General features: G+C 65.2%; 22 protein-coding genes. 9 read left to right on the forward strand and 13 right to left on the reverse strand.

Annotation, left to right across the window (positions count from 1 at the left end):
• Positions 1-236 precede the first annotated feature (236 nt).
• Both flhA and IVA93_RS30140 read left to right on the forward strand, forming a co-directional pair.
• The gene (gene flhA / locus IVA93_RS30135; RefSeq protein WP_018455713.1) at positions 237-2,378 is read left to right on the forward strand and encodes a flagellar biosynthesis protein FlhA; all 2,142 of its coding nucleotides are present in this window, start codon (positions 237-239) and stop codon (positions 2,376-2,378) included.
• Positions 2,379-2,672: 294 nt separating this feature from the next.
• Positions 2,673-2,873 carry a hypothetical protein gene (locus tag IVA93_RS30140; protein WP_018455714.1) on the forward strand — a complete coding sequence of 67 codons (201 nt, stop codon included), beginning with the start codon at positions 2,673-2,675 and terminating at the stop codon, positions 2,871-2,873.
• A 299-nt stretch (positions 2,874-3,172) separates the two neighbouring features.
• Here IVA93_RS30140 and IVA93_RS30145 read toward each other — a convergent pair whose 3' ends face one another.
• The 6 genes from IVA93_RS30145 to fliI all read right to left on the reverse strand — a co-directional run bounded on the left by IVA93_RS30145 (position 3,173) and on the right by fliI (position 9,545).
• Positions 3,173-4,393: an NAD(P)/FAD-dependent oxidoreductase gene (locus tag IVA93_RS30145; RefSeq protein WP_018455715.1), complete on the reverse strand. Its 1,221-nt coding sequence runs from the start codon at positions 4,391-4,393 to the stop codon at positions 3,173-3,175.
• Positions 4,394-4,534: 141 nt separating this feature from the next.
• On the reverse strand, positions 4,535-5,494 hold the full coding sequence (locus IVA93_RS30150) for a helix-turn-helix transcriptional regulator (RefSeq protein ID WP_018455716.1): 960 nt from the start codon (positions 5,492-5,494) through the stop codon (positions 4,535-4,537).
• 353 nt (positions 5,495-5,847) lie between these two features.
• Positions 5,848-6,903, reverse strand: a complete 1,056-nt coding sequence (locus IVA93_RS30155; RefSeq protein ID WP_018455717.1) for an anti-sigma factor — start codon at positions 6,901-6,903, stop codon at positions 5,848-5,850.
• A gap of 51 nt (positions 6,904-6,954) precedes the next feature.
• Positions 6,955-7,500 (reverse strand): sigma-70 family RNA polymerase sigma factor, encoded by a 546-nt coding sequence (locus IVA93_RS30160; RefSeq protein WP_018455718.1) that lies wholly within the window; start codon positions 7,498-7,500, stop codon positions 6,955-6,957.
• A 178-nt stretch (positions 7,501-7,678) separates the two neighbouring features.
• Positions 7,679-8,098, reverse strand: a complete 420-nt coding sequence (gene fliJ / locus IVA93_RS30165) for a flagellar export protein FliJ (RefSeq protein WP_007606301.1) — start codon at positions 8,096-8,098, stop codon at positions 7,679-7,681.
• Positions 8,099-8,219: 121 nt separating this feature from the next.
• Positions 8,220-9,545: a flagellar protein export ATPase FliI gene (fliI, locus tag IVA93_RS30170; protein ID WP_018455719.1), complete on the reverse strand. Its 1,326-nt coding sequence runs from the start codon at positions 9,543-9,545 to the stop codon at positions 8,220-8,222.
• Positions 9,546-9,960: 415 nt separating this feature from the next.
• On the opposite strand from fliI, the gene ctrA reads away from it, so the two are divergent.
• The 4 genes from ctrA (at position 9,961) to IVA93_RS30190 (ending at position 12,789) form a co-directional block, all read left to right on the forward strand.
• A complete protein-coding gene (ctrA, locus tag IVA93_RS30175; protein ID WP_007600544.1) occupies positions 9,961-10,662 on the forward strand; it encodes a response regulator transcription factor CtrA in 702 nt (233 codons plus the stop codon).
• 170 nt (positions 10,663-10,832) lie between these two features.
• Positions 10,833-11,237 carry a DUF350 domain-containing protein gene (locus tag IVA93_RS30180; RefSeq protein ID WP_018455720.1) on the forward strand — a complete coding sequence of 135 codons (405 nt, stop codon included), beginning with the start codon at positions 10,833-10,835 and terminating at the stop codon, positions 11,235-11,237.
• Position 11,238: 1 nt separating this feature from the next.
• Positions 11,239-11,625 carry a hypothetical protein gene (locus IVA93_RS30185; RefSeq protein WP_018455721.1) on the forward strand — a complete coding sequence of 129 codons (387 nt, stop codon included), beginning with the start codon at positions 11,239-11,241 and terminating at the stop codon, positions 11,623-11,625.
• A 3-nt stretch (positions 11,626-11,628) separates the two neighbouring features.
• Entirely contained in the window at positions 11,629-12,789 is a 1,161-nt protein-coding gene (locus tag IVA93_RS30190; protein ID WP_018455722.1) for a glutathionylspermidine synthase family protein, read from the forward strand.
• A gap of 173 nt (positions 12,790-12,962) precedes the next feature.
• Here IVA93_RS30190 and IVA93_RS30195 read toward each other — a convergent pair whose 3' ends face one another.
• From IVA93_RS30195 to chpT, 6 genes are all read right to left on the reverse strand, one after another.
• The gene (locus IVA93_RS30195) at positions 12,963-13,835 is read right to left on the reverse strand and encodes a CheR family methyltransferase (RefSeq protein ID WP_018455723.1); all 873 of its coding nucleotides are present in this window, start codon (positions 13,833-13,835) and stop codon (positions 12,963-12,965) included.
• On the reverse strand, positions 13,832-15,034 hold the full coding sequence (gene cheB, locus IVA93_RS30200; protein ID WP_026233009.1) for a protein-glutamate methylesterase/protein-glutamine glutaminase: 1,203 nt from the start codon (positions 15,032-15,034) through the stop codon (positions 13,832-13,834). Before cheB ends, IVA93_RS30195 begins: the two co-directional genes overlap by 4 nt.
• A gap of 75 nt (positions 15,035-15,109) precedes the next feature.
• Positions 15,110-15,475, reverse strand: a complete 366-nt coding sequence (locus tag IVA93_RS30205) for a response regulator (RefSeq protein WP_007600538.1) — start codon at positions 15,473-15,475, stop codon at positions 15,110-15,112.
• A gap of 71 nt (positions 15,476-15,546) precedes the next feature.
• On the reverse strand, positions 15,547-16,017 hold the full coding sequence (locus IVA93_RS30210; protein WP_085409211.1) for a chemotaxis protein CheW: 471 nt from the start codon (positions 16,015-16,017) through the stop codon (positions 15,547-15,549).
• Between the two features lie 31 nt (positions 16,018-16,048).
• Complete coding sequence (locus IVA93_RS30215; protein WP_247789302.1) at positions 16,049-18,886, reverse strand: hybrid sensor histidine kinase/response regulator; 2,838 nt, start codon at positions 18,884-18,886, stop codon at positions 16,049-16,051.
• Positions 18,887-19,083: 197 nt separating this feature from the next.
• Positions 19,084-19,737 carry a histidine phosphotransferase ChpT gene (gene chpT / locus IVA93_RS30220; RefSeq protein WP_018458347.1) on the reverse strand — a complete coding sequence of 218 codons (654 nt, stop codon included), beginning with the start codon at positions 19,735-19,737 and terminating at the stop codon, positions 19,084-19,086.
• 171 nt (positions 19,738-19,908) lie between these two features.
• Here chpT and IVA93_RS30225 point away from each other — a divergent pair, with 171 nt between their 5' ends.
• Positions 19,909-20,736, forward strand: coding sequence for a 3'(2'),5'-bisphosphate nucleotidase CysQ family protein (locus IVA93_RS30225; protein ID WP_018458348.1), 828 nt, complete (start codon positions 19,909-19,911; stop codon positions 20,734-20,736).
• Between the two features lie 14 nt (positions 20,737-20,750).
• Here the strand turns inward: IVA93_RS30225 and IVA93_RS30230 are convergent, their stop codons facing one another.
• Positions 20,751-21,236 carry a YHS domain-containing (seleno)protein gene (locus IVA93_RS30230; protein WP_026233560.1) on the reverse strand — a complete coding sequence of 162 codons (486 nt, stop codon included), beginning with the start codon at positions 21,234-21,236 and terminating at the stop codon, positions 20,751-20,753.
• A gap of 139 nt (positions 21,237-21,375) precedes the next feature.
• On the opposite strand from IVA93_RS30230, the gene IVA93_RS30235 reads away from it, so the two are divergent.
• Together IVA93_RS30235 and IVA93_RS30240 are read left to right on the forward strand one after the other, a co-directional pair.
• Complete coding sequence (locus IVA93_RS30235; protein WP_018458350.1) at positions 21,376-21,981, forward strand: DUF1134 domain-containing protein; 606 nt, start codon at positions 21,376-21,378, stop codon at positions 21,979-21,981.
• 119 nt (positions 21,982-22,100) lie between these two features.
• Complete coding sequence (locus IVA93_RS30240; protein ID WP_018458351.1) at positions 22,101-23,399, forward strand: coiled-coil domain-containing protein; 1,299 nt, start codon at positions 22,101-22,103, stop codon at positions 23,397-23,399.
• Positions 23,400-23,510 lie beyond the last annotated feature (111 nt).

The raw sequence follows: 23,510 nt of genomic DNA on the forward strand, positions 1-23,510 counted from the left end.
TTGCCTGCCAGATGGCCGAAATACCCCGGTCAGCCCCCATGCCGCACCCTTTATTAACCCTTTGCTAACCATACACCCGGCAAGAATTGCCCAGTGGAGTCGAGTGTCGTCAGCCGCGTAGAACGGGAGCTCCCGTGGACGCCAGTGCGGTGCCTCACTTTCGGAACGGCGGCCCCTCGGCCGCCGCGCAGACATTTGGGGCGCGCGGACGGCAGTCGCGCGGAGGGGCAGCTACCATGGTCGACGTCACCGCAGGACAGGGCGTAGGCAGCACGAACGCCGGTTTCCCGACCCTTGCCGAAGTCGGCAACATCCTCAAGCGCGGCGATATCGCGCTCGCGCTCGGCGTTCTCACCATCCTGGTGGTGCTGATCCTTCCGCTGCCTGCGATAGTGCTGGACCTGTTCCTGGCGATTTCGATCACACTCTCGATCCTGATCCTGATGACGTCGCTGTTCATCCAGGCGCCGCTGGAATTCTCCGCTTTTCCGACCGTTCTGCTGATCTCGACCATGCTGCGGCTGTCGCTCAACATGGCCTCGACCCGCCTGATCCTGTCGCACGGGCACGAGGGCACGGATGCCGCCGGTCACGTCATCGAAGCCTTCGGCAGCTTCGTGATGGGCGGCAATTTCGTCATCGGCATCATCGTCTTCGCCATCCTGATCATCGTCAACTTCGTCGTCATCACCAAGGGTTCGGGCCGTATCGCCGAAGTCGCGGCACGCTTCCACCTCGACGCCATGCCCGGCAAGCAGATGGCGATCGACGCCGACCTCTCCGCCGGCCTGATCGACGAGACGGTCGCCAAGCAGCGGCGCAAGGATTTGGAGGACGAGAGCGGCTTCTTCGGCGCCATGGACGGTGCCTCCAAATTCGTCCGCGGCGATGCCATCGCCGGCCTCCTGATCGTCTTCATCAACGTCGTCGGCGGCATAATCATCGGCGTGGCGCAGCAGGGTCTGTCCTTTGCCGATGCCGGCCGCAGCTACACGCTGCTGACCGTCGGTGACGGCCTCGTCACCCAGGTGCCGGCGCTGATCGTTTCGACCGCGGCCGGCCTGCTCGTCTCCAAGGCCGGCGTGTCCGGCGCCGCCGACAAGGCGTTGATGAAGCAGTTCTCCGGATATCCGCAGGCGCTCGCGATGTCCGCGGCGGTCATGCTGGTGCTGGCGGCCCTGCCGGGCATCCCGACCCTTCCCTTCCTGGCGCTCGGCTCCGGCGCCGGTGCGCTCGCCTGGCACGCCCGCAACCGCAACCGGGCGACTGCCAGGGCTGAGGAAGTCGCGAAGACCGCACCTGCGCCGGGAACGCCGGGCGCAGCCGGCTCCGCTGCGGCGGAGGAGCCGATCTCCGCGGCGTTGAAGATCGACGATCTCAAGATCGAGCTCGGCTATGCCCTGCTGCCGCTGGTCAACGGCCCCGACGGCACCGATCGCCTCACCGAGCAGATCAAGGCGCTGCGCCGCTCGCTCGCGATCGAGATGGGTTTTGTGATGCCCGCCGTGCGCATCCTCGACAACGTCCAGCTCGAAGCCAACACCTACATCATCAAGATCAAGGAGGTCGACGCCGGCACCGGCAAGATCTGGCCGAACCAGTTCATGGTCATGGACCCCGGCGGCAGCCAGGTGCAGGTGCCCGGCATCCACACCACCGAGCCGACCTTCGGCCTGCCCGCGACCTGGGTCGATGCCAGCCTCAAGGAGGAGGCCTCGCTCAAGGGCTATACCGTCGTCGACGCCGCGACCGTGCTCTCGACCCACCTCACCGAGCTGCTCAAGGCCAACATGTCGGACCTGCTCTCCTATGGCGAGGTGCAGAAGCTGCTCAAGGAGCTGCCGAAGGAGCAGGGCGAGCTGGTCAAGGACATCGTGCCCGGACAGGTCACCGTCTCCGGCATCCAGCGCGTGCTGCAGCTGCTGCTCGCCGAGCGCATCTCGATCCGCGACCTCTCGACCATCCTCGAAGGCATCGCCGACTCGCTCGCCTTCTCGCGCAATCCGGCCACCATGGTCGAGCACGTCCGCGCCCGCCTGGCGCGGCAGATCTGTGCGCAGAACACCTCTTACAGCGGCTACCTGCCGCTGATCGCGCTGTCGGCCCGTTGGGAACAAGCCTTCGCCGAATCCATTATCGGCCAGGGCGAGGAGCGCAGCCTCGCGATGCAGCCCTCGAAGCTGTCGGAGTTCATGACCGGCGTGCGCGACGCCTTCGAGCGCGCGGCGCGTGAAGGCGAGGCCCCGGTGCTGGTCACCTCTGCGGCAATTCGTCCCTTCGTGCGTTCCCTGGTCGAGCGGTTCCGGGCCCAGACGACCGTGCTGTCGCAGGCTGAAATCCACCCCAGGGCGAGGTTGAAAACGGTCGGAAGCATCTGATTTGCCTTAAGAAGCCGTGTGTTTTTTGGCCACAGGCAAATGGTTTTTCAGGTTTTGGCGCCTTGCCGATCGACGGCGGGCAAGGCGCTTGGCAGACACATTACAGCTTTGAAATAATTGCTAATTTGCACGATCAAGGGTCGTTTCTGATCGCGGCTTCTCACGTCCTGTCACGCCCTTGTGATCGCCTCTTGGGAACGAATCCCCCCAGTACTAGGTTGTTGGGCACCGGAAGCATGAACCTGCCCAAGCACGCAGGCGACTACTTCGGGTAGATGGCGGCAGGAGCCTTCCATGAACCACTCGATTTACAGCGCAGATCGCTCGACCCACCTCAAGATCGTGGTTGTCGCGCTCGTTGCCGGCATCACGGTGGCGGGTCTCGGGATCACCGCGCGTACGAGTTCAGATGAAGGCCTGACCCAGACCGCTCGCGTCATGAAGGCGGGCAAGCCGATCGCTATCACCAGCTCGAACGTTTCCCTCGTTCGCTAAGGAGATTTGACTTTCAGGAATTCACGCGGCTCTTTATCAGCCCCCCAAAGTCGCCACGTGGATATGTAGACGACCCCAACCCCAAGTCGACTACAGAAAGCGCCCGCCCCCCACGGGCGCTTTCTCATGTCTGGGGTATGTCGTCACCGTGAGCGCACGCGCGTGCAGCTGCGTCATTGCGAGGAGCTCTTGCGACGAAGCAATCCAGAATCCCTCCGCAGAGACATTCTGGATTGCTTCGTTACGCTCGCAATGACGATGGAAAACGTACCGCCGTCATCCCGCAACAGGCACGGATACTACCGCGCCCCATACGTCGGCGGCGGCGCCTGCACGGTTGGGACTGCCGCAGCGAATAGCTCGTCCTTGCTGCCCGACAACGGCGGATAGATGCGCTTGCGGTTGATCGTCTGCTTGGTTGCCTTCGCGGCCGCGCCGGTGGCGCGGACTTCGCGGTCCCACCCTTCCGTATAGAGTGCGCCCCAGCCGCCGAGATCGAGCACGGTCACGTACCAGTCTATCCGCAGCGGCAGCATCGGCAGGCCCGCGAGATCGGCGACCACATTGTGGCCGGCGAAGCGGCCCATCGGACGCGCGAACTGGCAGGACATCACGGTCGGATGCAAGCCGTCGACCACGCTCGAGGCGACGTCGCCGGCCGCGAACACGCCGCCGGCATCCGCAACCCGCATCATGGGATCGACCAGAAGACGCCCGAGGCGATCGCGTGCGTCCGGAAAGCTTGCGGCCAAGGGGCTCGCGCGCATCCCGGCACACCAGATCACCGTCCGCGTCGGAATGAACTCGCCCGAGCTCAGACGCAGTCCGGCGGCCTCGACGGAGACGACGCGCACGCCGAGCCGCGTCTCGACGTCTAGCGAGGCCAACGCCGTCGCGATGACGGGACGCGCATGCGCGCCGATCGTGGCGCCCACCACCGGATTGGGATCGACCAGGATGACGCGGCGGCTGCCGGTAATGCCGGCGCGCGCCAGCCTGTCGGGCATCTCGGCCGCGACCTCGATGCCGGTGAAGCCGGCGCCGACCACGACGATCGTCGAGCGCCCCGGCGCGGGCACGCTGCGTCCGAGCGAGGTGAGATGATCCTCGAGGTGGCGCGCCGCTGCATAAGTGTCGACATCGAAAGCATGCTCGGCAAGCCCGGGAATGTCGGGACGCATCACTTCGCTGCCGAGCGCCAGCACTAGCCGGTCATAAGCCAGCGTCTCGTCGCCGCCTCCCGTGACCAGAGAAATCTCCCGCCGTGCCGGATCGATGGCTTCGACCTCGCCGATCCCGTGACTGACGCCGATCGGATCGAGCAGCTGCGGCAGCGGAAGCGCGACCTCGCTGAGATCGGCCTCGTAATTGCGGACGCGGATGTTGTGGTAGGGATTGCGATCGATGACACGGATCTCGATGTCACGGCCGGCCGCGCCGATCTCCTCGCGCTTGCGTGCGGCACCGATGGCCGCCCACAGACCTGCAAACCCGGCGCCGAGCACGACGATACGCGCCATGTCCGTTGACTGCATTTCCCAAGAGAGCGACGACGAAGCGACGAACGATCAAGCTGTCTGACCGCGCAGACAAATATAGCTCATCCTGCCGGATGGACCAACTGCGGTGATACCGGCGCGCCGCACAAATTCTCGGTCGGCTCAGGCCTCGCGCAGTTCCGACGGCGTCGCGGCAAAGCGCTTGCGGAAGGCGCGGTTGAAATAGGACAGATCGGAGAAGCCAGACGAATGCGCGATGTCGCTGATCTTGCGGGTCCTGGCGCGGGGATCGCTGAGCAGCTTGCGCGCCTGCAGCAGGCGCTGTTCCAGCACGAACTCGGTGAAGGTCGTTCCGGCCTGCTCGAACAGACGCTGTGCCTGGCGCGGGCTCAAGCCGGAGCGCGTGGCAATCTCGGACAGGCAGAGATCGTTGCGGCCAAGCGCAGCCATCACGTCGGCGCGCATGAGATCGAGACGGGCCGCCGCATGACCTCGCCCGCGCGCGAGACTTGCATGTTCGGCGTCGGTGCCGAGCAGGAGGCCGACGAGATCGACCATGTGCTGCGCGGTGAGGCGCTGGCCGACGGCGTCGAGATGCGGCGCATGATGGGCGGCAAGGGAGTGGTAGCGCAAGATCGTCTCGGCGAGCGCGCCGTCCGAGAGCACTTGCGACAGCTTGTCCTCGGCGCGCGGATTGATCTCGAGCAGCGCGCGGCGCGGCATGCGGATGGTGGTGAAGCGATCTTCCTCGGTGTGGCCGACGGTGCCGGTGATGCCCATGTCGACGAGCACCATTTGCGCGGGCGCAAGCTCCACGGCATGGCCGTTCTGCCCGACGCGGACGAGGCCCGCATGCGCGGCGATCAGGACGAGATCGTCGCTGCCGTCGGCAAGATGGCTCTGGGTGCGTGAATATTGCGCGGAGGCGCCTTCGGGAATGGCGAGCGCGATATTGTCGACCACGCTGACCTGGAGCCGGCAATCGATGCTATCGCCTCGGCTCGGCCCGATATCGAGGCCGCAGGCCCCGAAAGTCCGCTCGCGCCAATGCTCGAAGGCCGGGCCGTGTGGCAGCCCCGCATATTGGTGAATGAAGATGCCCGACGTTTTCGCTGCATCCATCTGATTTCTCGCCCCTCTCCGGCACCATGATTGGGGGGCGCCGACTGCAAATTCCGGGCATTTGACGCCGCGAAGCGCGGAGAGGTTCAAATCGAGGGCGGATTCGGCGGAATTTGTCGGAAGACGACGGCGGGACGGACCGTGGCGACAGAACCGATCAGGCATTGCCACCACGATGTCGAAGCGTCCAATGCCCCCCGGTGTCGTCCTGGACAAGCGAACAGAGCGAGCGCCGATCCAGGACCCATTACCTCGGGGATTGAGTGGTTGCTCACCCGTGTTGCCAGCGCTCACTCTTGCAACAAGCTCTTGGGGCAATGGGTCCTGGCTTTCGCCAGGACGACAATGGAAACCTACTTCTTCGCGGGCGCCTGCGGCTGTGACGGCGGCACGGTTTCGATCAGCTTGCCGGAAAACACCGGCGCCGAGGTCGGCTGGCCGTTGGGCGAACCGCCCGCCTGCTCGAGCGTGACGGCGTAGGTCGCGCCGTTGACGACGTCGGCATCGTACGAGCCGAGCACCGGTCGTGCGGTGAAATCGCCGGCGCCGATCACACCCAGCGAACGCGGACGCTGCAGCTTGTCGGAGATCAGCCAGAGCTCGAAACTTTTGCCGGGCTCCGGTGTCGCGCCCACTTTACGCACCGTAAAGTTCTTGGTCGCACCGTCGATGGTGAGGATGAAGGCGGGACCCCCGCCCTGGCCCTGCAACAGGGCGACATATTGCGACGACGCCGGGAGCGGCGCCGGTGTCTTCACCTCGACGGTCTGGATGCGCGGTGCCGGTCGCAAGCCGCCCGGCAGCGCGTCGGGCAGGAAGATCTGAAGCGACAGCGTCACGAGCAGCGCGGCCGCGAGCGCGCCGACGGCGGATGCGATGGTGCGCCAGCGCTTCACGCGGCCCTCGAGCCGGATCACGTTGCTGTTGTCGGCAACCGGCGGCGGTGGCGCACGCGCGACCTCCGGGTCCGGCGCGTGGACCTGCGGCATGAATATCGGCACGACGTCGGGAATCGCATCGGTCTCAAGTCGCGCCGCGGCAGGCTGCTCCGCTTCAGGAGGCTGCGGCGCCGGCTGCATATTCTCCGACGGCACCTGCGGAGGCACGGTCTCGGGCGAGGAATATTCCGGCACAGGTGGCGGCGGCGCTGCGTCCGGCAGTGCTGGCGGATCCTGCGCAAAGCCCGTCCGCGCGAGCTCGGACCTGATGTTCTCCCACACGATCGGACGCGGCTCGATCGAGCCGACCATCTGGTTGAGGACGCCGAGCCGGAATGCCCACGCCTGCACGACATCGGCGAACGCCTTGTCCACCGCCATCATTGTCTCGACCTGCGCGCGCTCGCCGGCGTCGAGCGTGCCGAGCGCATATTCCGCGGCGAGCGCGATATGGTCCTCCGTATAGGCCATCACTTGCGGTCCAGACCCACCCTCACCGTATGAGCTCCCGTAGCCCGAATCTCATAGCCCGAGACATTCGCGAATATCCATCATGCTGCGCCGAAGCCACGTCTTCACCGTGTTGACGGGCGCCGCGAATTTCTCCGCCAATTGCTCGCGGCTCCAGCCGTTGTAATAGGCGAGAAGCACGAGCCTCTGACGGTCCGGCTCGAGCCGGCCGATACATTCCAGCAGCCGCTTCAATTCCTCGGTCATCTCCCTCCGCGCCAGCGGATCGGGGCTGTCGCTTGCGACTTCCATCGCCTGGGGCTCTTCCTCGATGGAGACTTCCGTCTTCTTGCGCACGATGTCGATGGCGCGGTTGCGCGCGATCGACGCCATCCATGTGATCGGCGACGCGAGAGCGGGATTGAACTGGCCGGCGCTGTTCCAGATCTTGACGTAGGTCTCCTGAATGACCTCCTCTGCGAGATCCTGTCGGCGCAAGATACGGAGCACGACGCCATAGAGTTTCGCGCGCGTGGCGACGTAGAGGCGCTCGAACGCGGCCTGATCGCCCTGCGCCATCGCCCCAATCAGCCCGACCAGCTCTGCTGGCGTCAGCATTCAGCCCCCCAATGCGCGGCCCGTCGCATTCCGCGCAGGCGCTGGCACTCCGCCACCATAGCGCGCGACAAAGCCGACCACCAAGGGGGCGCGGCGCCACACTGTGGACAGGGCATGCGAAAACCCGGACCTTGGGGTCCGGGTTCTGCAAATTCTCGCAGGTCTGGCGGCTAGCGTCTCAGGCGACGGCGCCCATGCGGGCACGCATCAGGCCGATGCTGTCGAGATCGGCCTGCTCGCGGGCGTTTTCCTCGGCGCGTTCGCGGGCCTGATCGCGCTCGTCAAGGAGCTCGACCTTCTTCAGCTCCTCGAAGGCTTCGGCCAGCGCAGCCTTGGCTTCGTCGAGCTGGCCCTTCAGCTCGTCGGCCGAGCGGGTCAGGTTCTCGCGACGCTGGATGGCAGCCTTGGCGTAGGTCGGATAGGCGAAGTGCGAGGGATCGTTGATCCCGGCGCGCTCCTGCTCGGTCGAGATCTCGCGTTCAAGATCGGTCGACATCCGCTGGAAGTCGGCGATCATGGTCTCGATCTGGGTGACCCGGCGGCGCTTCTCGTCGACCTGAAATTTCTTCAGGCGGATGAGTGTATCACGTGACTTCATCGACTCGTACTCCCCAGAAGTCCCTTGGCTGCACGTGGGACAACACCGGTCTCCCCACAGGCCCGACGGGGGCCAAGACCGGCTCTACTACTCTGTGGGATGGGATGATGACGGGACAAAGTTAGCGTTCCGTTTCCAAATCACCAAGGATTTGCGCCAACTGGCGGTAGCCGTCCGCCAGCGATGCATTTTCATCCTTGCGCTGGCGCAGGAAGGCCTCCAGCGGCTCGTGCAGGCGGATCGCCTCGTCGACCTCGGGGCTGGAGCCGGCGCGGTAGGCGCCCAGACGGATCAATTCTTCCATGTCGGCATAGGTCGCCATCACCGCCCGCGCCTTCTGGATGGTCGGCCAGAACTGCGGGTCGGCCGATTTCGGCATGGTGCGGGAGATGGATTTGAGGATGTTGATGGCGGGGTAGCGGCCGCGCTCGGCGATCGAGCGCTGCATGACGATGTGTCCGTCGAGGATGCCGCGGACGGCATCCGCAATCGGCTCGTTATGGTCATCGCCATCGACCAGCACCGTGAAGATCGCGGTGATGGCGCCCTCCCCGAGGCCCGGACCGGCGCGCTCCAGAAGCTTCGGCAGCTCGGTGAACACGGTCGGCGTGTAGCCCTTGGCGGTCGGCGGCTCGCCAGCGGACAGGCCGATCTCGCGCTGGGCCATGGCAAAGCGCGTCACCGAATCCATCAGGCAGAGGACGTCCTGCTCCTCGTCGCGAAAATACTCGGCGACCGCAAGCGTCAGATAGGCGGCCTGGCGGCGCATCAGCGCCGGCTCGTCGGAGGTCGCGACCACGACCACGGAACGGGCCAGGCCCTCCTCGCCAAGGTCGTCCTGCAAGAATTCCTGCACCTCGCGGCCGCGTTCGCCGATCAGCCCGATGACGCTGACGGCGGCATCGACGTTGCGCGCAAGCATCGACAGCAGCACCGACTTGCCGACGCCGGAGCCTGCGAAGATGCCCATGCGCTGGCCGCGGCAACAGGTCAGAAAGGTGTTCATCGCGCGCACGCCGAGATCGAGCGGCGCGCCGACGCGCTTGCGCGAGTGCGCCGGCGGCGGCGAATTGCGGTACGGCATCGGCGCCGGGCCCTGCGGCAGCGGCCCCTTGCCGTCGATCGGCTCCCCCAGCGCATTGACGACGCGGCCGAGCCAGGCCGCGCAAGGCCGCACCTGATTTGCGGCATTGGCGATGACGGCCTTGCAGCCGCGCCGTACGCCGTCCAGACCGGCGAACGGCATCACGACGGCGTTGTTGCCGGAGAAGCCGATCACCTCGCAGGGGATGGAACGGTTGCCGCCGGTCTCGATCACGAGCCGCGCGCCGACCGACATCGCATGGATCGGACCGGCGACCTCGACCATCAGGCCGCGCACGCCGACCACACGGCCATAAATATTGATGCCGTCAATGTCGCCGATCTGTTCGGCAAGAGCCTTCACAAGAGGGCCTTCATGAGGTGATCGCCTTCATAATCCGGGGTTTCGTGGCGAGAACCTTAAGTTTCGCCATATTTCTGAACGGCGCTTAACTTCGTGTTTACCCGCATCGTTAATCATTGCGTCACTGTCTTTGTGACTGAGCGTGGCTCCCCTTCAGAAGAAGGCTGAGTCGCGGGAGTCGGTTAGGCCCGTCTCTTAAAGTGGAACTTGAACGCAACCGGATAACGAAAGCTGCTTCGCACACAAGACCTTAGGGCGATTCGACGAAAATTGCATCTACAGGGCTTGCGTTCCAGAATCAGAATTTGTTAACCATCTGTTGTCAGGATCCGAATCAGTTGTTCAAAGGCGTTTTGTTGTGTGCCGCGAATGCGGCCGACCTGACGCCCAGGAGCGGCGACTATGGGGAACTGGCATGCGCGTTTTGCTGATTGAAGATGACAGCGCCGTCGCGCAGTCGATCGAGCTGATGTTGAAGTCTGAGAGCTTCAACGTCTACACGACCGATTTGGGGGAAGAAGGCGTCGATCTCGGTAAATTATACGATTACGACATTATCCTTCTCGACCTCAACCTGCCCGACATGTCCGGCTACGACGTGCTCAAGCAGCTTCGGGTCTCCAAGATCAAGACACCCATTCTGATCCTCTCCGGCCTCGCCGGCATCGAGGACAAGGTCAAGGGTCTCGGCGTCGGCGCCGACGACTACATGACCAAGCCCTTCCACAAGGACGAGCTGGTTGCCCGCATCCACGCGATCGTGCGCCGCTCCAAGGGCCATGCCCAGTCGGTGATCCAGACCGGCGACCTCGTCGTCAACCTCGACACCAAGACCGTGGAAGTCGGCGGTCAGCGCGTGCATCTGACCGGCAAGGAATACCAGATGCTGGAGCTGCTCTCGCTCCGCAAGGGCACGACCCTCACCAAGGAAATGTTCCTCAACCACCTCTATGGCGGCATGGACGAGCCCGAGCTGAAGATCATCGACGTCTTCATCTGCAAGCTCCGCAAGAAGCTCGCCAATGCCTCCGAAGGCCGCAACTTCATCGAGACCGTGTGGGGCCGCGGCTACGTGCTGCGCGAGCCGCACGAGGTCGAAGAGCGCATCCCCGCCTGATCCTGGGTTTTACCCGCGAGCCCTTCGGGGCTTGCTCCTCCCAGCCTGGACCCCGCCGCAAATGGCGGGGTTTTGTTTTTTGGGGACGCGAACGGGGCCTCATCGTCCTTGCGCCGTTGAACCGCTATCCTTCCCCCGCCGACGAATGGTCGCTGCACGATGGGGGAACGATGATCCTGCAATCACTGGCCGGCCTGCCCGCCTTCCTGGTCTATTTCTGCACCGGGCTGATCGCGATCGTGGCGTACCTGTTCGTCTACACCCGCATCACGACGCATAACGAATTCCAGCTGATCCGCGACAACGATCCGGCTGCGGCGATCGCACTCGGCCTCAGCCTGCTCGGCTTCGTGGCGCCGCTTGTCAGCGCGATCGCGCATTCGGCCAATGTGCTGGACTGCCTGATCTGGGCGATGATCGCGCTGATCGTCCAGATCGTCGTGTTCTTCCTGGTGAGAGTGCCGGTGCCGAACCTGTCGGCGCGGATTGCCGCCGGCGAACTTGCAGCTGCCATCTGGCTCGGGCTGTCCTCGCTCGCCGCAGGCCTGCTCAACGCCGCCTGCATGATCTACTGACATGACCGACAAGCGCTCCAAAAAGGAGTTCGGCAAGCGCCGGCCGGCGGCCGGACCGCCGCCTGCACAACAGCCGGTGAAGCGCTCCGGCCATGTCGCGCTGCTGGTGATGGGCACGATCGCGGTCGGCACCACCGCCTACACACTGATGCCGCGGCAGAATTGCGAGCCCTCCCCTGCCGGCATGGACCCGGCGGTGCAAGCGAGCACCTCGTGCAGCAGCAGCCGCAGCTCCTCCAGCGGCGGCGGCAGTTCGTCGCGATCGAGTTTCTTCAGCAGCGACTCCTCGAGCCATTCCTCGTCCGGAACGTCGTCCGATTCAGGCTCCGGCGGCGTGAGCCGCGGCGGCTTCGGCTCGTTTGGCCATGGCTTCTCCGGCGGCGGCTGACCCATGCAACGCATCGTCTGCCCCGAGCGCGACGACTGGCGGCAGACCGCCGAACAATGCGGCTTCGCCTTCCACACCATCGACGGTGAGCGCTATTGGGACGAGCGCGCCTATTACGCCTTCACGCTCGACGAGATCGAGCGTGGCATCGAGGCGCCGACCGGCGAGATCGACGCGATGTGCCTGGAGCTCGCCGGCCGCGTGATCGGCGACGAGCGCCATCTGCAGCGCTTGAAGATACCGGAGGCGTTCTGGAGCCTGATCGCCGAGAGCTGGGCACGAGACGACCGCAGCCTCTATGGCCGGCTCGATCTGAAATTCGACGGCAAGGGACCGGCAAAGCTGCTCGAATACAACGCGGATACGCCGACCTCGATTTTCGAAGCCGCGGTCTTTCAATGGACCTGGCTCGAACAGGCGATCGAACGGCGCATCATCCCGTCGCGGGCCGACCAGTTCAACTCCATCCACGAACGATTGATCGAAGCCTGGAAACAGATTGCCGCTAGCCGCCACGTCCATCTCACCGGCACCACGGGCAATGAGGAGGACGCCGGCACGCTCGCTTATCTCGAAGATACCGCGCGCCAGGCGGGCCTGACGACCACGCTATTCGACATCGAGGCGATCGGCTGGCGCAATGATACCGGCGGCTTCGTCGATCTCGGCGACCGCGACATCACGCTCGCCTTCAAGCTCTATCCCTGGGAATGGATGTTCCACGACGCCTTTGGCGCAAAGCTCAAGGATGCACAGACACGCTGGATCGAACCGCCGTGGAAGGCGGTGCTCTCCAACAAGGGCATCCTGCCGCTGCTCTGGGAGATGTTTCCGAACCATCCCAATCTGCTACCGGCGTTCTTCGAGGACGATCCGCGGGCAGCCGAGCTCGGTAGCTCCTATGTGCGCAAGCCGCTGCTGTCGCGCGAAGGGGCCAATGTCACGCTGGTGTCTGGTGGAATGCCGCTCGACGAGCAGGCAGGCCCCTACGGCGCCGAAGGATTCGTGCGGCAGGCGCTCGCGCCGCTGCCGAATTTTTCCGGCTTCTATCCCGTGATCGGAAGCTGGCTGGTGGATCACGAACCCTGCGGCCTGTCGATCCGCGAGGACGAAAGCCCGATCACCGGCAACGGCTCGCGGTTTCTGCCGCATGCGATCTTGTGAGGTGCGCTCTTCATTCCTTCTCCCCTTGTGGGAGAAGGTGGCGCGAAGCGCCGGATGAGGGGTTCTATCCGCGAGTTCAAGTGTCGGTGGGCTCGCGGATAGAACCCCTCACCCGTCTCGCCGCTACGCGGCGAGCCACCCTCTTCCGCAAGGGGAGAGGGGAAGAACGCATCTCACCGCGCCGCTGCTACCTTCAATGACGGCGGCATCAATCCACCCATCGGGCGCCCGGAGCGCGTCGGATTGAGCTGATAGAGGCCACGACGATCGGCGATCGGGCGGAACGCGTCGGTAATTCCGACGACGGATTCGGCGGCGCCCAACAGCAGCGTGCCGTCGGCTTCCAAAACCTTCGCCATGCGCTCGAAGATCACGGCCTTGGTGTCCTGGTCGAAATAGATCAGCACATTGCGGCAGAAGATCACGTCGAACGTGCCGAGATGGGAGAAGTCCTGCAACAGATTGAGCTGGCGGAACTGCACCATCGCGCAAATGTCGGCATTGAGCTGCCAGACTTCGCCCGCTTGCGTGAAGTATTTCATCAGGTGCTGGATCGGCAGGCCGCGCTGCACCTCGAACTGGCTGTAAAGGCCGGCCTTGGATTTCTCCAGTACCTCCTGCGACAGATCGGTGGCCACGATCTCGATGCGCCAGCCGGCGAAGGCTGCGCCCATCTCCTTCACGCACATCGCGATCGAATAGGGTTCCTGTCCCGTCGACGACGCCGCCGACCAGATGCGCAGCGACTTGCGCGCCGCGCGCGCCCGAAGCAGCCCCGGCAGGATCGTTTCGCGCAAGTGATCGAACGGGATCTTGTCGCGGTAGAAGAAGGTCTCGTTGGTGGTCATCGCTTCGACCACGTCGCTTGCAAGCCGCCCGTCGCCGTTCCTGATCTTCAGCACGAGATCGGGGATCCCGGCGAGGCTCGCCTTGCGGGCCAGCGGCAGCAGCCGGCTCTCGACCAGATACTGCTTGTCCGGCGAGAGATCGAGGCCGGAGCGCTCTTTCAGGAACTTGCGTAGATAGTCGTAGTCAACAGGCGTCACGAACGGTCTCCCGCAAACAGGCGATTGACCCTGGCGCCGATCTGGTTGAGCGGCAGGATCGCCGCGCAGATGCCGGCATTGGCGGCTGCGCCCGGCATGCCCCAGACCACGCTGGAGGCTTCGTCCTGCGCGATCACGCTGCCGCCGGCGGCGACGATGTCCTTGCCGCCGCGCATGCCGTCCGAGCCCATGCCCGTCAGGATCACGGACAGGATGGCGCCATGCCAGATGTCGATGGCGGACGTGAACAGCGGATCGACCGCGGGCTTGCAGAAATTGACGGCGGGACCGTCGTCGAGCGCGATCGCCACGTCGGCGCCGCTACGCACGACGCGCATGTGCTTGCCGCCCGGCGCAAGATAGATGCGGCCCGGCTTCACCGGCTCGCCGTCGACCGCCTCCGCCGCCGGCTTCCGGCTCGTGCGTGCCAGATGCTCCGCGAGAATGGTGGTGAAGGTCGGCGGCATGTGCTGGGTGATCAGCACCGGGACACGGTCGATCACGGGACCGAGCTCGGCGACGAGCGCCATCAGCGCCTGAGGACCGCCGGTCGATGAGCCGATCAGCAGCACCTTCGGGGCCTGGGTCGAAAACGGACGCGTGGACAGCACCGAGGACGACGACGGCGCATGGACGGCCGGAGCGGCCGCGGACGCGGCAGGCCGCGCGACAACCGGCCCACGTGTCGCCGGAGCCGGGCTTGCGGGCGCGAGCGGCGGGCTCGCAACCGCGGCCTTGCGGCGCAGCCGTGCGCCGAGGTGGCGGATTTTCTGGATCAGGTCGTGATGAAAGATGTCCGCAGCCGAAGCCTCGCGCGTCGATTCCGGCTTCGGAATGTAGTCGGCGGCGCCGAGCGACAACGCCTTGAAGCTGATCTCCGCGTTGCGGCGGGTCAGCGTCGAGGCCATGATGATGACGAGATCGCGCTTCTTCGCCAGGAGTTGCGGCAGCGCCGAGATGCCGTCGAGCACGGGCATTTCGATATCGAGCACGGCAACATCGGGATTGATGCGTTCGATCTGGTTGACCGCCTCGAGCCCGGTGCGCAGCGAGGCCGCGACCTCCATGTCGTGCTCGGCGCCGATCCAGCGCGAGATCAGACCGCGGATGACGACGGAGTCATCGACGACCATCACCCGCAACGGTCCGGCTTCCCGCGACGAGCCCGGGGTCGAATTACCTGCGAACGCAACACTCATTACTCACCAACTCAGACTGAAACGGTCAGTTGAAAACAAACGCCGAAGGAGCCGTTCAGCCTCCAGGGCGGTCGCTCAGATAAGGCCGACTTCCTGGAATTTCGCCGTCACGATGTCCTTGTCGAAGGGCTTCATGATGTACTCGTTGGCGCCAGCGTGCAGCGCGCGCGCGATATGCGCGACGTCGTTCTCGGTGGTGCAGAACACCACCTTGGGCTGGTCGCCGCCGGGCATGCGCCGGAGATGGCCGAGGAACTCATAGCCGTCCATCACCGGCATGTTCCAGTCCAGCAGCACCGCATCGGGCAAGCCGCGCTTGCAGGCCTCCAGCGCCTTCTCACCGTCCTCGGCTTCGAGGATCTGGAAGTCGAGGCCCTCCAGGATCCGGCGCGCAACCTTGCGGATGACGCTGGAATCATCAACGACGAGACAAGTTCGCATGTGAACCTCTGCTTCCCCCCTTTTGCGGGGGCACTTCCAATTGCAGGTACGTCGGCGGATGTGCCGGCGTATCAGGCCGCCATCATATCGGGCGCGAGCTCGAGGACGCGATCGACGTCGAGGACGACCATGAGTTGGCCGTCGAGACGGTGGACACCGCCGGCGAGCTTGGCCATGCGGGGGTCGAGGTTGACGGGGTTTTCTTCCATGCCGTCCTCGGCGAGCCGCAGCACTTCGCCGATCTGGTCGATCAGCAGACCATAGGATTCACCGCGCAGGTCGACGCCGACCGCCATCGGGATCTTGCCGTCCTCGGGCTTGGGCAGGCCGAGCCGGGCGCGCATGTCGACCACGGTGACGATGCGGCCGCGCAGGTTCAGCACGCCCGCAATCTCGCGCGAGGACAGCGGCACGCGGGTGACGCGCTCGGGCATGAACACGTCCTGGACGCGGGAGATCGGCAGGCCGAACAGCTGGCCGCCGATCATCGCGGTGACGTATTCGACCATGGCGCCTTCGCCGGACTGGGTCTTCTTGGTCATGTTGCGTATCTCCTGATCCATCCCGCTGGGGTTAGGCGGCTGCGCGGCTCAGCTCGGAGGCACCGGCGGCGCCCGCGGTCTGTTCCTTCAGCGCCGCGATCAGACCGGGACGGTCGAACTTGGCGACATAGTCGTGGAAGCCGGCCTGGCGGCCGCGCTCGATCGCCGCCGGCGACACCAGCGCGGAGAGCCCGATGATCGGCATCGCGCCCAGATTGCTGTCGGAGCGAATGGTCTCGGCAAACTCGAACCCGTTCATGTCGGGCATCTCGATGTCGGTCAGGACCACGTCGAAGCTCTGCGCGCGCAGCGCCGCCAGGCCCTCCTGCGCGGTCGGCGCGGTGCGGACGCGGTAGCCGGCGGCCTTGAGCACCGGGGCCAGCATGTTGCGGAAGAACGCCGAGTCGTCGACCAGCAGCACCGATTGCGAGTGCAGCGACGGCTTCATCTCCTTGCGGGTGAACCAGTCGGCGAACGCCATCGGCAGGAAGTGGCCGACGTCGATCACTTCGGTGGCCTGGCCCTTGATCACGGCCGAGCCGAGAATGCCGGAGGAGGATCCGCCGACCTCGATGTTGAGCCGTTCCTCGACGATGTCGATGATCTCGTCGACGACGAGGCCCATGGAGCGGCCGTCGTCGGAGAACACCAGGATCGGCTGGGCGCCCTGGCTCGCGATGGTGACGCTCTCCATGGCAACGAGCGGCATCAGCTGCTCGCGGTACTGCACCATGTAGCGGCCGTTCGAGAACTCGATCTTGTCGGCCGGGAGCTCTTCCAGGCGCGTGACGAGCCCGAGCGGGACCGCCTTGGGCTGGGCCGAGCCGGCGCGGAACACCAGCAGTGAGGTGGTCTGCTCGCCCGATCCGATGCTGTGCGTCCCGTTCTCGTTGTTCATGTCATGGGCCGAGGAGCCGGCGGCGCCGAGCGCCTTGGCAATGCCGTTGGGGTCGATGATCATGATGACCGCGCCGTCGCCCAGGATGGTATTGCCCGAGAACATGTCGATGTGGCGCAGTTTCGTCGACATCGGCTTGACCACGATTTCTTCGGTGTGGAACACGCCGTCGACGACGATGCCGAAGGTCTGGCTGCCGACCTGCGTCACCACGATGAAGCCGTTCTCGGGATCGGAGACGGCGCCGTCGTCGATCTTGAGCAGCTTCTTGAGATGGATCAGCGGCAGCAGCTTGTTGCGCAGCCTGAGAACCGCGGTGTCCTTGATGCGCTCGATGCGGTGCTCCGAGTTGGCGCGGGCCCGCACCAGCTCGACCACGGAGAGCTGCGGGATCGCAAAGCGGTCGCCGGCGGCTTCCACGATCAGCGCGGAGACGATGGCGAGCGTCAGCGGGATCTTGATGGTGACGGAGGAGCCTTCACCGGCGACCGACTTGATGTCGATGGTGCCGCCGATCTGGTCGATATTGGTGCGCACCACGTCCATGCCGACGCCGCGTCCCGACACCGAGGTGATGGCGGCAGCAGTGGAGAAGCCCGGGGCGAAGATGAACTTGTGGATCTGGGCTTCGCTCATCTTCTCGAGCTCGGCCTCGGTGACCAGACCTGAGGAGATCGCCTTGGCCTTGATCCTGTCGGTGTTCAGGCCACGGCCGTTGTCGGCGATGCAGATGATGATGTGGCCGCCCTCGTGATAGGCGGACAGGCGAATGGTGCCCTGCTCGCCCTTGCCGCGGGCGAGACGCTCGGCCGGGGTCTCCAGGCCATGGTCGGCGGAGTTGCGCACCATGTGGGTGAGCGGGTCCTTGATCAGGTCGAGCACCTGGCGGTCGAGCTCGGTGTCGGCGCCGTGCATCTCCAGCTCGATCTGCTTGCCGAGTTCGCTCGAGAGGTCGCGAACGATGCGGGGCAGCTTCTGCCAGGCATTGCCGATCGGCTGCATGCGCGTCTTCATGACGCCTTCCTGCAGCTCGGCGGTGACGTTGGACAGCCGCTGCAACGGCACCTTGAACTCGGTGTCCTCGTTGCGGCGGGAGATCTCCAACAGCTGGTTGCGGGTCAGCACCAGCTCCGAGACCATGGTCATCAGATGCTCCAGCGTATCCACGTTGACGCGGATCGACTGGTTGGCGATGCTGGCTCCCTCAGCGGCGCCCTCGTCGGCGATCGCCTTCTTCGGCACGGCCTTGTCCTTGGGCGCCTTGGCTTCCTTCGCGGCTTCCTTGGCAACAGGCACCGGGGCTTCAGCGGCAGGCGGAGGCTCCGCCTTGACTTCGGCCCTGGCAACCGGGACCGGCACTTCGATCGCGGTCTCGCGGAAGGCACGCTCGAGTTCGTCGAGCGAGACTTCGCCCGGACGCAGCGGACGCTCCAGGCTCTGGTCGGCCAGCACGCCGGAGGTCGGCGCGGCTTCAACGGCGACAGGCGCGTCCGGCACCAGCGGCGGCGCTTCGGCAACGGCAGCAGCAGCGCCGGCCGGCATCGGCTGCGCCGAGCCTGACGCGATCGGCTGCGCCGACGCTGACATAGCCGCCATGCCCTGCTCGACCATCGCTTCCAGCTTGTCGATGAGATCGCGGTCGGTGCCCTCGGGCTCGGCTTCGGTCGCCTCCAGCCCGGCCAGAATTTCCTTGATGCGGTCGATCGAGGACAGGATCACCGTCACCGCCTGCCCCGTCACCGGCATGCCGTCACGGAATTTGCCCATCAGCGTCTCGCCGGCATGCGCCAGCGCTTCCAGTCGCGGCAATCCGAGGAAGCCGCACGTGCCCTTGATGGTGTGGACCAGCCGGAAGATGTTATCCAGGATCTTGGCGTTGTTCGGCTCCTGTTCGAACTTCACCAGCTGATTGTCCACGGTGTCCAGGCTCTCGCTGGTTTCCGTCAAAAACTCCCGCAACAGATCATCCATGAAAACAGGCCTTCATACAGGGAGGGCGCGCACACAAGACGTGATGCGCCAATTCGGAATGGGGCCAGCTTCACCGCAAAGCGTTTAATAATGGTTGAGTATGTGGAAAAGAACGGAACCAACAAAGAGATAAGGCGCTCCGGACAAGCCGAAGCGCCTCGTAAAGATTCGATTAACGTTTGAGAGCGGCGGCGTGTCTACGACGCGATAATGGTGATGGCCTCGCCTTCGTGCGCGAGCCTCACGGTCAGCCCGCAAGCCTCTGCCAACAGCCGCGTATAATAAGGCTGGATCGCATGTGCATCCGCAGCCGGGCCGCGCTCGCCGCTCAGGAGCTCGGAGATGTTCTGCGGCAGGCGCGCATTATGTCCGGTCGCGGTGATGCGGAAGCTCATGGTCTCGCCCTCGCCGATCGGATCGATCGTCAGCGTGCCGCCGCGCGGGATCGTGTGCTGCGAAACGACCAGCATGTTGAGCAGCAGCTTGACGCGATTCTTCGGCAGCAAGATCCGCGGCAGATTCCAGGTGATCGAGCACTTGCCGTCCTCGATGTGGCCGCGCGCCATGGTCTGGGCATCGCCGAGATCGATCTGCGCGCCGGACGAGCCGGCCGCACCAAAAGCGAGGCGGCAGAACTGGAGGCGAGCGGAGGCGGTTTTCGCGCTCTTGCGTATCAAGTCGAGTGCGAACTCGCGGTCGTCGGGCTTGGGATCGTCGTCGAGCACTTCGAGCCCATTGACGATGGCGCCGACAGGGCTGATGAGATCGTGGCAGACCCGCGAGCACAGCAGCGCAGCGAGTTCGAGCGCATCTGGAGCGGTGGCGGTAGCGGGTGACGAAGCGTCAGACATAAAGGGTTCCTGGAATTGCACGGCGCGGACGCGGCGAATCAAGCATGCTTGACGAATGCCGCAGGTTCTAACATTCGCTGGCACGTGGCAGCTAGCTTGCGATCGGTTCGAAGCGGCCCTAATGCCGCGGCGAATCACTCGCTTAGGGATGGAATTGCCGATGAATGAGGCATGCAGGTGAAGCGGATCATCGACGGCGCGGCCGCCTCCCACCTGATGGAGCCGCTCACCGCCCTGGTGGTGAAGGCGGGCGAAGCCATCCTCGCGGTCAACCGCGCAGCGATGCGGGTCGACGGCAAGCAGGACGGCTCGCCGGTGACCGAGGCCGACCTTGCGGCCGACCGCATCATCGCGGACGGGCTGGCACAGCTTGCGGGCGACATCCCGACGCTCTCGGAAGAGCGGACCCAGCTCGCCTCGCCGCCGTTCCGCGCCAGCTTCTTCCTGATCGACCCGCTCGACGGCACCAAGGAGTTCGTCGCCGGGCGCGACGAGTTCACCGTCAACCTTGCCCTGGTGACATCGGGCGTGCCGCTGCTGGGCATCGTCAGCGCGCCGGCACTCGGGCTGCTCTGGCGCGGCATCGTCGGCCGTGGCGCCGAGCGCGTCGGGTTCGACGGCGCAACCATCGGCGCTGCCGAGCCGATCCATACCCGCAAGCTGCCGCCCCTGGGCGAACCCTGGATCGCCGCGGTGAGCCGCTCGCATGGAGATCCCCGAACCGAGGCGTTCATCGATCATCGCCCCAGCGCCGTCAGAAAGGCGGTCGGCTCGGCCGTGAAATTCGGACGGATCGCGGAAGGCAGTGCCGACATCTACCCCCGCTTCGGGCCCACTTGTGAATGGGACGTCGGGGCCGGCTACGCGGTCGTGACCGCGGCCGGCGGCAGCGTGACCGACGGCAAGGGCGGCGCGCTCCGCTTCGGCGAGCGGCACGATAGCGGCTTCATCATCCCGGAGTTCATTGCTTGGGGTGACCCGCAGGCGGCAAGACTCTGAGGTCGTAAAGGGGCCTACTGGCTGAGCTTGTCCTGGAGGGCGGGCCAGCGCTTGCCCACCTCATAGAGGAAGCGCTCGGGATTGGCGGCGAAGGCGTCGCGATTGGCTTCCCGGCTGAACAGATAGAGCCGCTGCGCCGCGATCGCGAAGAAGCGGGGGTTACCGGCGATGATGACGCCGCGGGCGATATCGACCGGATCGTAGCCGCCGAACTGCGGCCCGTAGACCTCGGGATGGGCGAGGAAAGACGCCCGGTTGCCCTCGTTCCGAAAGCGCCAGACGGCGCCCCACAGGTTCGCCTCGAACTCGGCCGTCCCCTGCACGGCCGTGCCAGCGACGAAATAGGCCACGGGGTCGAAGCCCTCGATCGCCACGCCACTGAAACGGTTGACGACGATCCGCTCGGTGGTGGCCGCCTGCGCCGGCAACCCCGCGCAGAGGATCCAAATGCCCGACAGCATGCAGACCAGAAGGCCGATCAAGGCAATTCCGGGGCGCAAAGGGCTGGCTTCCTGCCGTTGTGCCGTCATAGTTGCTGCGGATAACATCCGAGTCGAGGGGACATCCGGCGCAACCTAGAGCCGCGCCTGTTGGCGCCAGGTTAAGGAAGCGACCGGATTCGATACCAGGGGTTCTTTTATGACTTTCGCATCACGCCTTGCCGCAGTCGCGCTTGCCGCGATGGTCGGGTGGATCAGTCCGGCTTCCGCCCAGCAGCCGCCGCCGCCCGACTTGCCGCCGCCGCAGCGGACCCAGACGCCCAGCACCTATGGGCCGGACGAACTCGTGAACGCCGGGCATCGCTTCTTCGGCAACGTCTCGCGCGGTCTCGCCTCGATCATCGAGAAGGCGGTCAGCCAATGGGGCCTGCCCAACGGCTATATCCTCGGTGAGGAAGGGTCCGGCGCTTTCGTCGCCGGCCTGCGCTACGGCGAAGGCACGCTCTACACCAAGAACGCCGGTGACCTCAGGGTCTACTGGCAGGGTCCCTCGCTCGGCTTCGACTGGGGTGGCGACGGCGCGCGTACCATGACGCTGGTCTATAATCTGCCAGCCACCAACGCGATCTACCAGCGCTTCGCCGGCCTCGACGGCTCGGCCTACATCATCGGCGGCTTCGGCATGACGGCGCTCACCGCCAACAACATCGTGCTGGTGCCGATCCGCTCGGGCCTCGGCCTGCGGCTGGGAGCCAATATCGGCTATTTGAAATTCACCCCACGCGCGACCTGGAACCCATTCTAGCGTTCCGCTTTCCCCTCCGGCGACGGATCAAGGTTAACGACATGTCGGGGCTGGCTTTTTGCCGGCCCCGCATGCAATGTCCTTGGTAAATTTTTCCTTAGCTTTGGGAGTTCTGGCCCATGGTCGAACCGATCATGTACCTGGCGATCGGTTTCCTGCTCTCGATGCTGTGCGGGCTCGCGATCGTGCCGCTGGTGCATAACCGCGCCGTGCGCCTGACCACGCGCCGGCTCGAGGCCGCCACGCCGTTGTCGATGGCCGAGATCCAGGCCGACAAGGACCAGCTCCGCGCCGAGTTCGCCATGTCGGCGCGACGGCTGGAGATGAGCGTCGACCAGCTCAAGAACAAGACCACGAGCCAGCTCGCCGAGCTCGGCAAGAAGAGCGACGCCATCAACCGCATGAAGATCGAGCTCGGCGAGAAGAACGCCACGATCTTCGCGCTCGAAGCGCGCGAGAAGGCGGTGAAGGAGCAGCTCCGCGCCACCGAAGAGGAATTCAACACCAAGACCGCAGCCCTGCGCGCCGCCGAGCTCGCGCTGACCGACAAGCAGGGCGAGCTCGCAAAGATCAATTCCGAACTGTCCGACCGCTCGATGATGGCGGAGAGCCGTCAGGTCGAGCTGGTCGCGGTCCGTGCGCAGATCGAGGAGCTGAAGCACCGCGTCGGCGACGCCGAAAAGGAATTTGCCGCGACACAGGCGCGGCTGGCGCAGGAGCGCACCGAGTCCGAGACCGCTTCGCGCGAGCTCGGCGACGCCCGCGGCCGCGTCGAGAATCTGAGCCAGCGCGTCACCGACCTCGATCGCCAACTCATCGTGCAGGTGAAAGAGGCCGAGATGTTGTCGGGCCGCGTCGGCGATCTCGAGGGACGCCTTGCCACGCAGGGCAAGCTGCTCGCCGAACGCGACTATGAGAACAACCAGCTCCGCCAGGCCAACGAGGCCAATGAGCGCATCATCAAGGAGCTGCGCGTTGAGATCGCGGCGTTGAGCGGCGGCAAGTCCTCGGCCGCAATGGAATCGATCCGCGCGGAAAAGACCGCGCTCGAGGAGCAGCTGCGCACCGCCCGCGACGAGCGCGCCAAGCTCCAGCGCGACATCAACGCGATCCAGCAACAGGCCGAGAGCTCCTGGGCGACCGAGCGGATGGAGAACGCGCTGCTGCGCGAACGCATCAACGACATCGCAGCCGAGGTGGCCAAGCTCGCGATGCAGCTCGAAGGGCCGAACTCGCCGATCGAGGCCCTGCTCGCGGCGGAGGCCGGCCAGCCGCCGAGGCCGGCGCCACGCCCGGCCAACGACGCCCCTGCCAACGGCACCGCCGCAGGCACCCTGCCCGAAGGCGGCGGAACACTGGCCGAACGCATCCGCGCGCTCCAGGCCCACGCCTCCCGCGCCCGCCAGCAGGGCGCGTAAGCGGCCCCAAGATGGTCTGACCGCCGAATTGCGGGTCCGGGGGAAGGTTTTCCGGCCCGGCAGCGCCTCGAAACTTGACACCTTCGGCCTGCACTTCTAAATCGCGGGCTC

It is taken from the genome of Bradyrhizobium sp. 155 (assembly GCF_023101105.1).
Classification (GTDB): Bacteria; Pseudomonadota; Alphaproteobacteria; order Rhizobiales; family Xanthobacteraceae; genus Bradyrhizobium; species Bradyrhizobium canariense_D.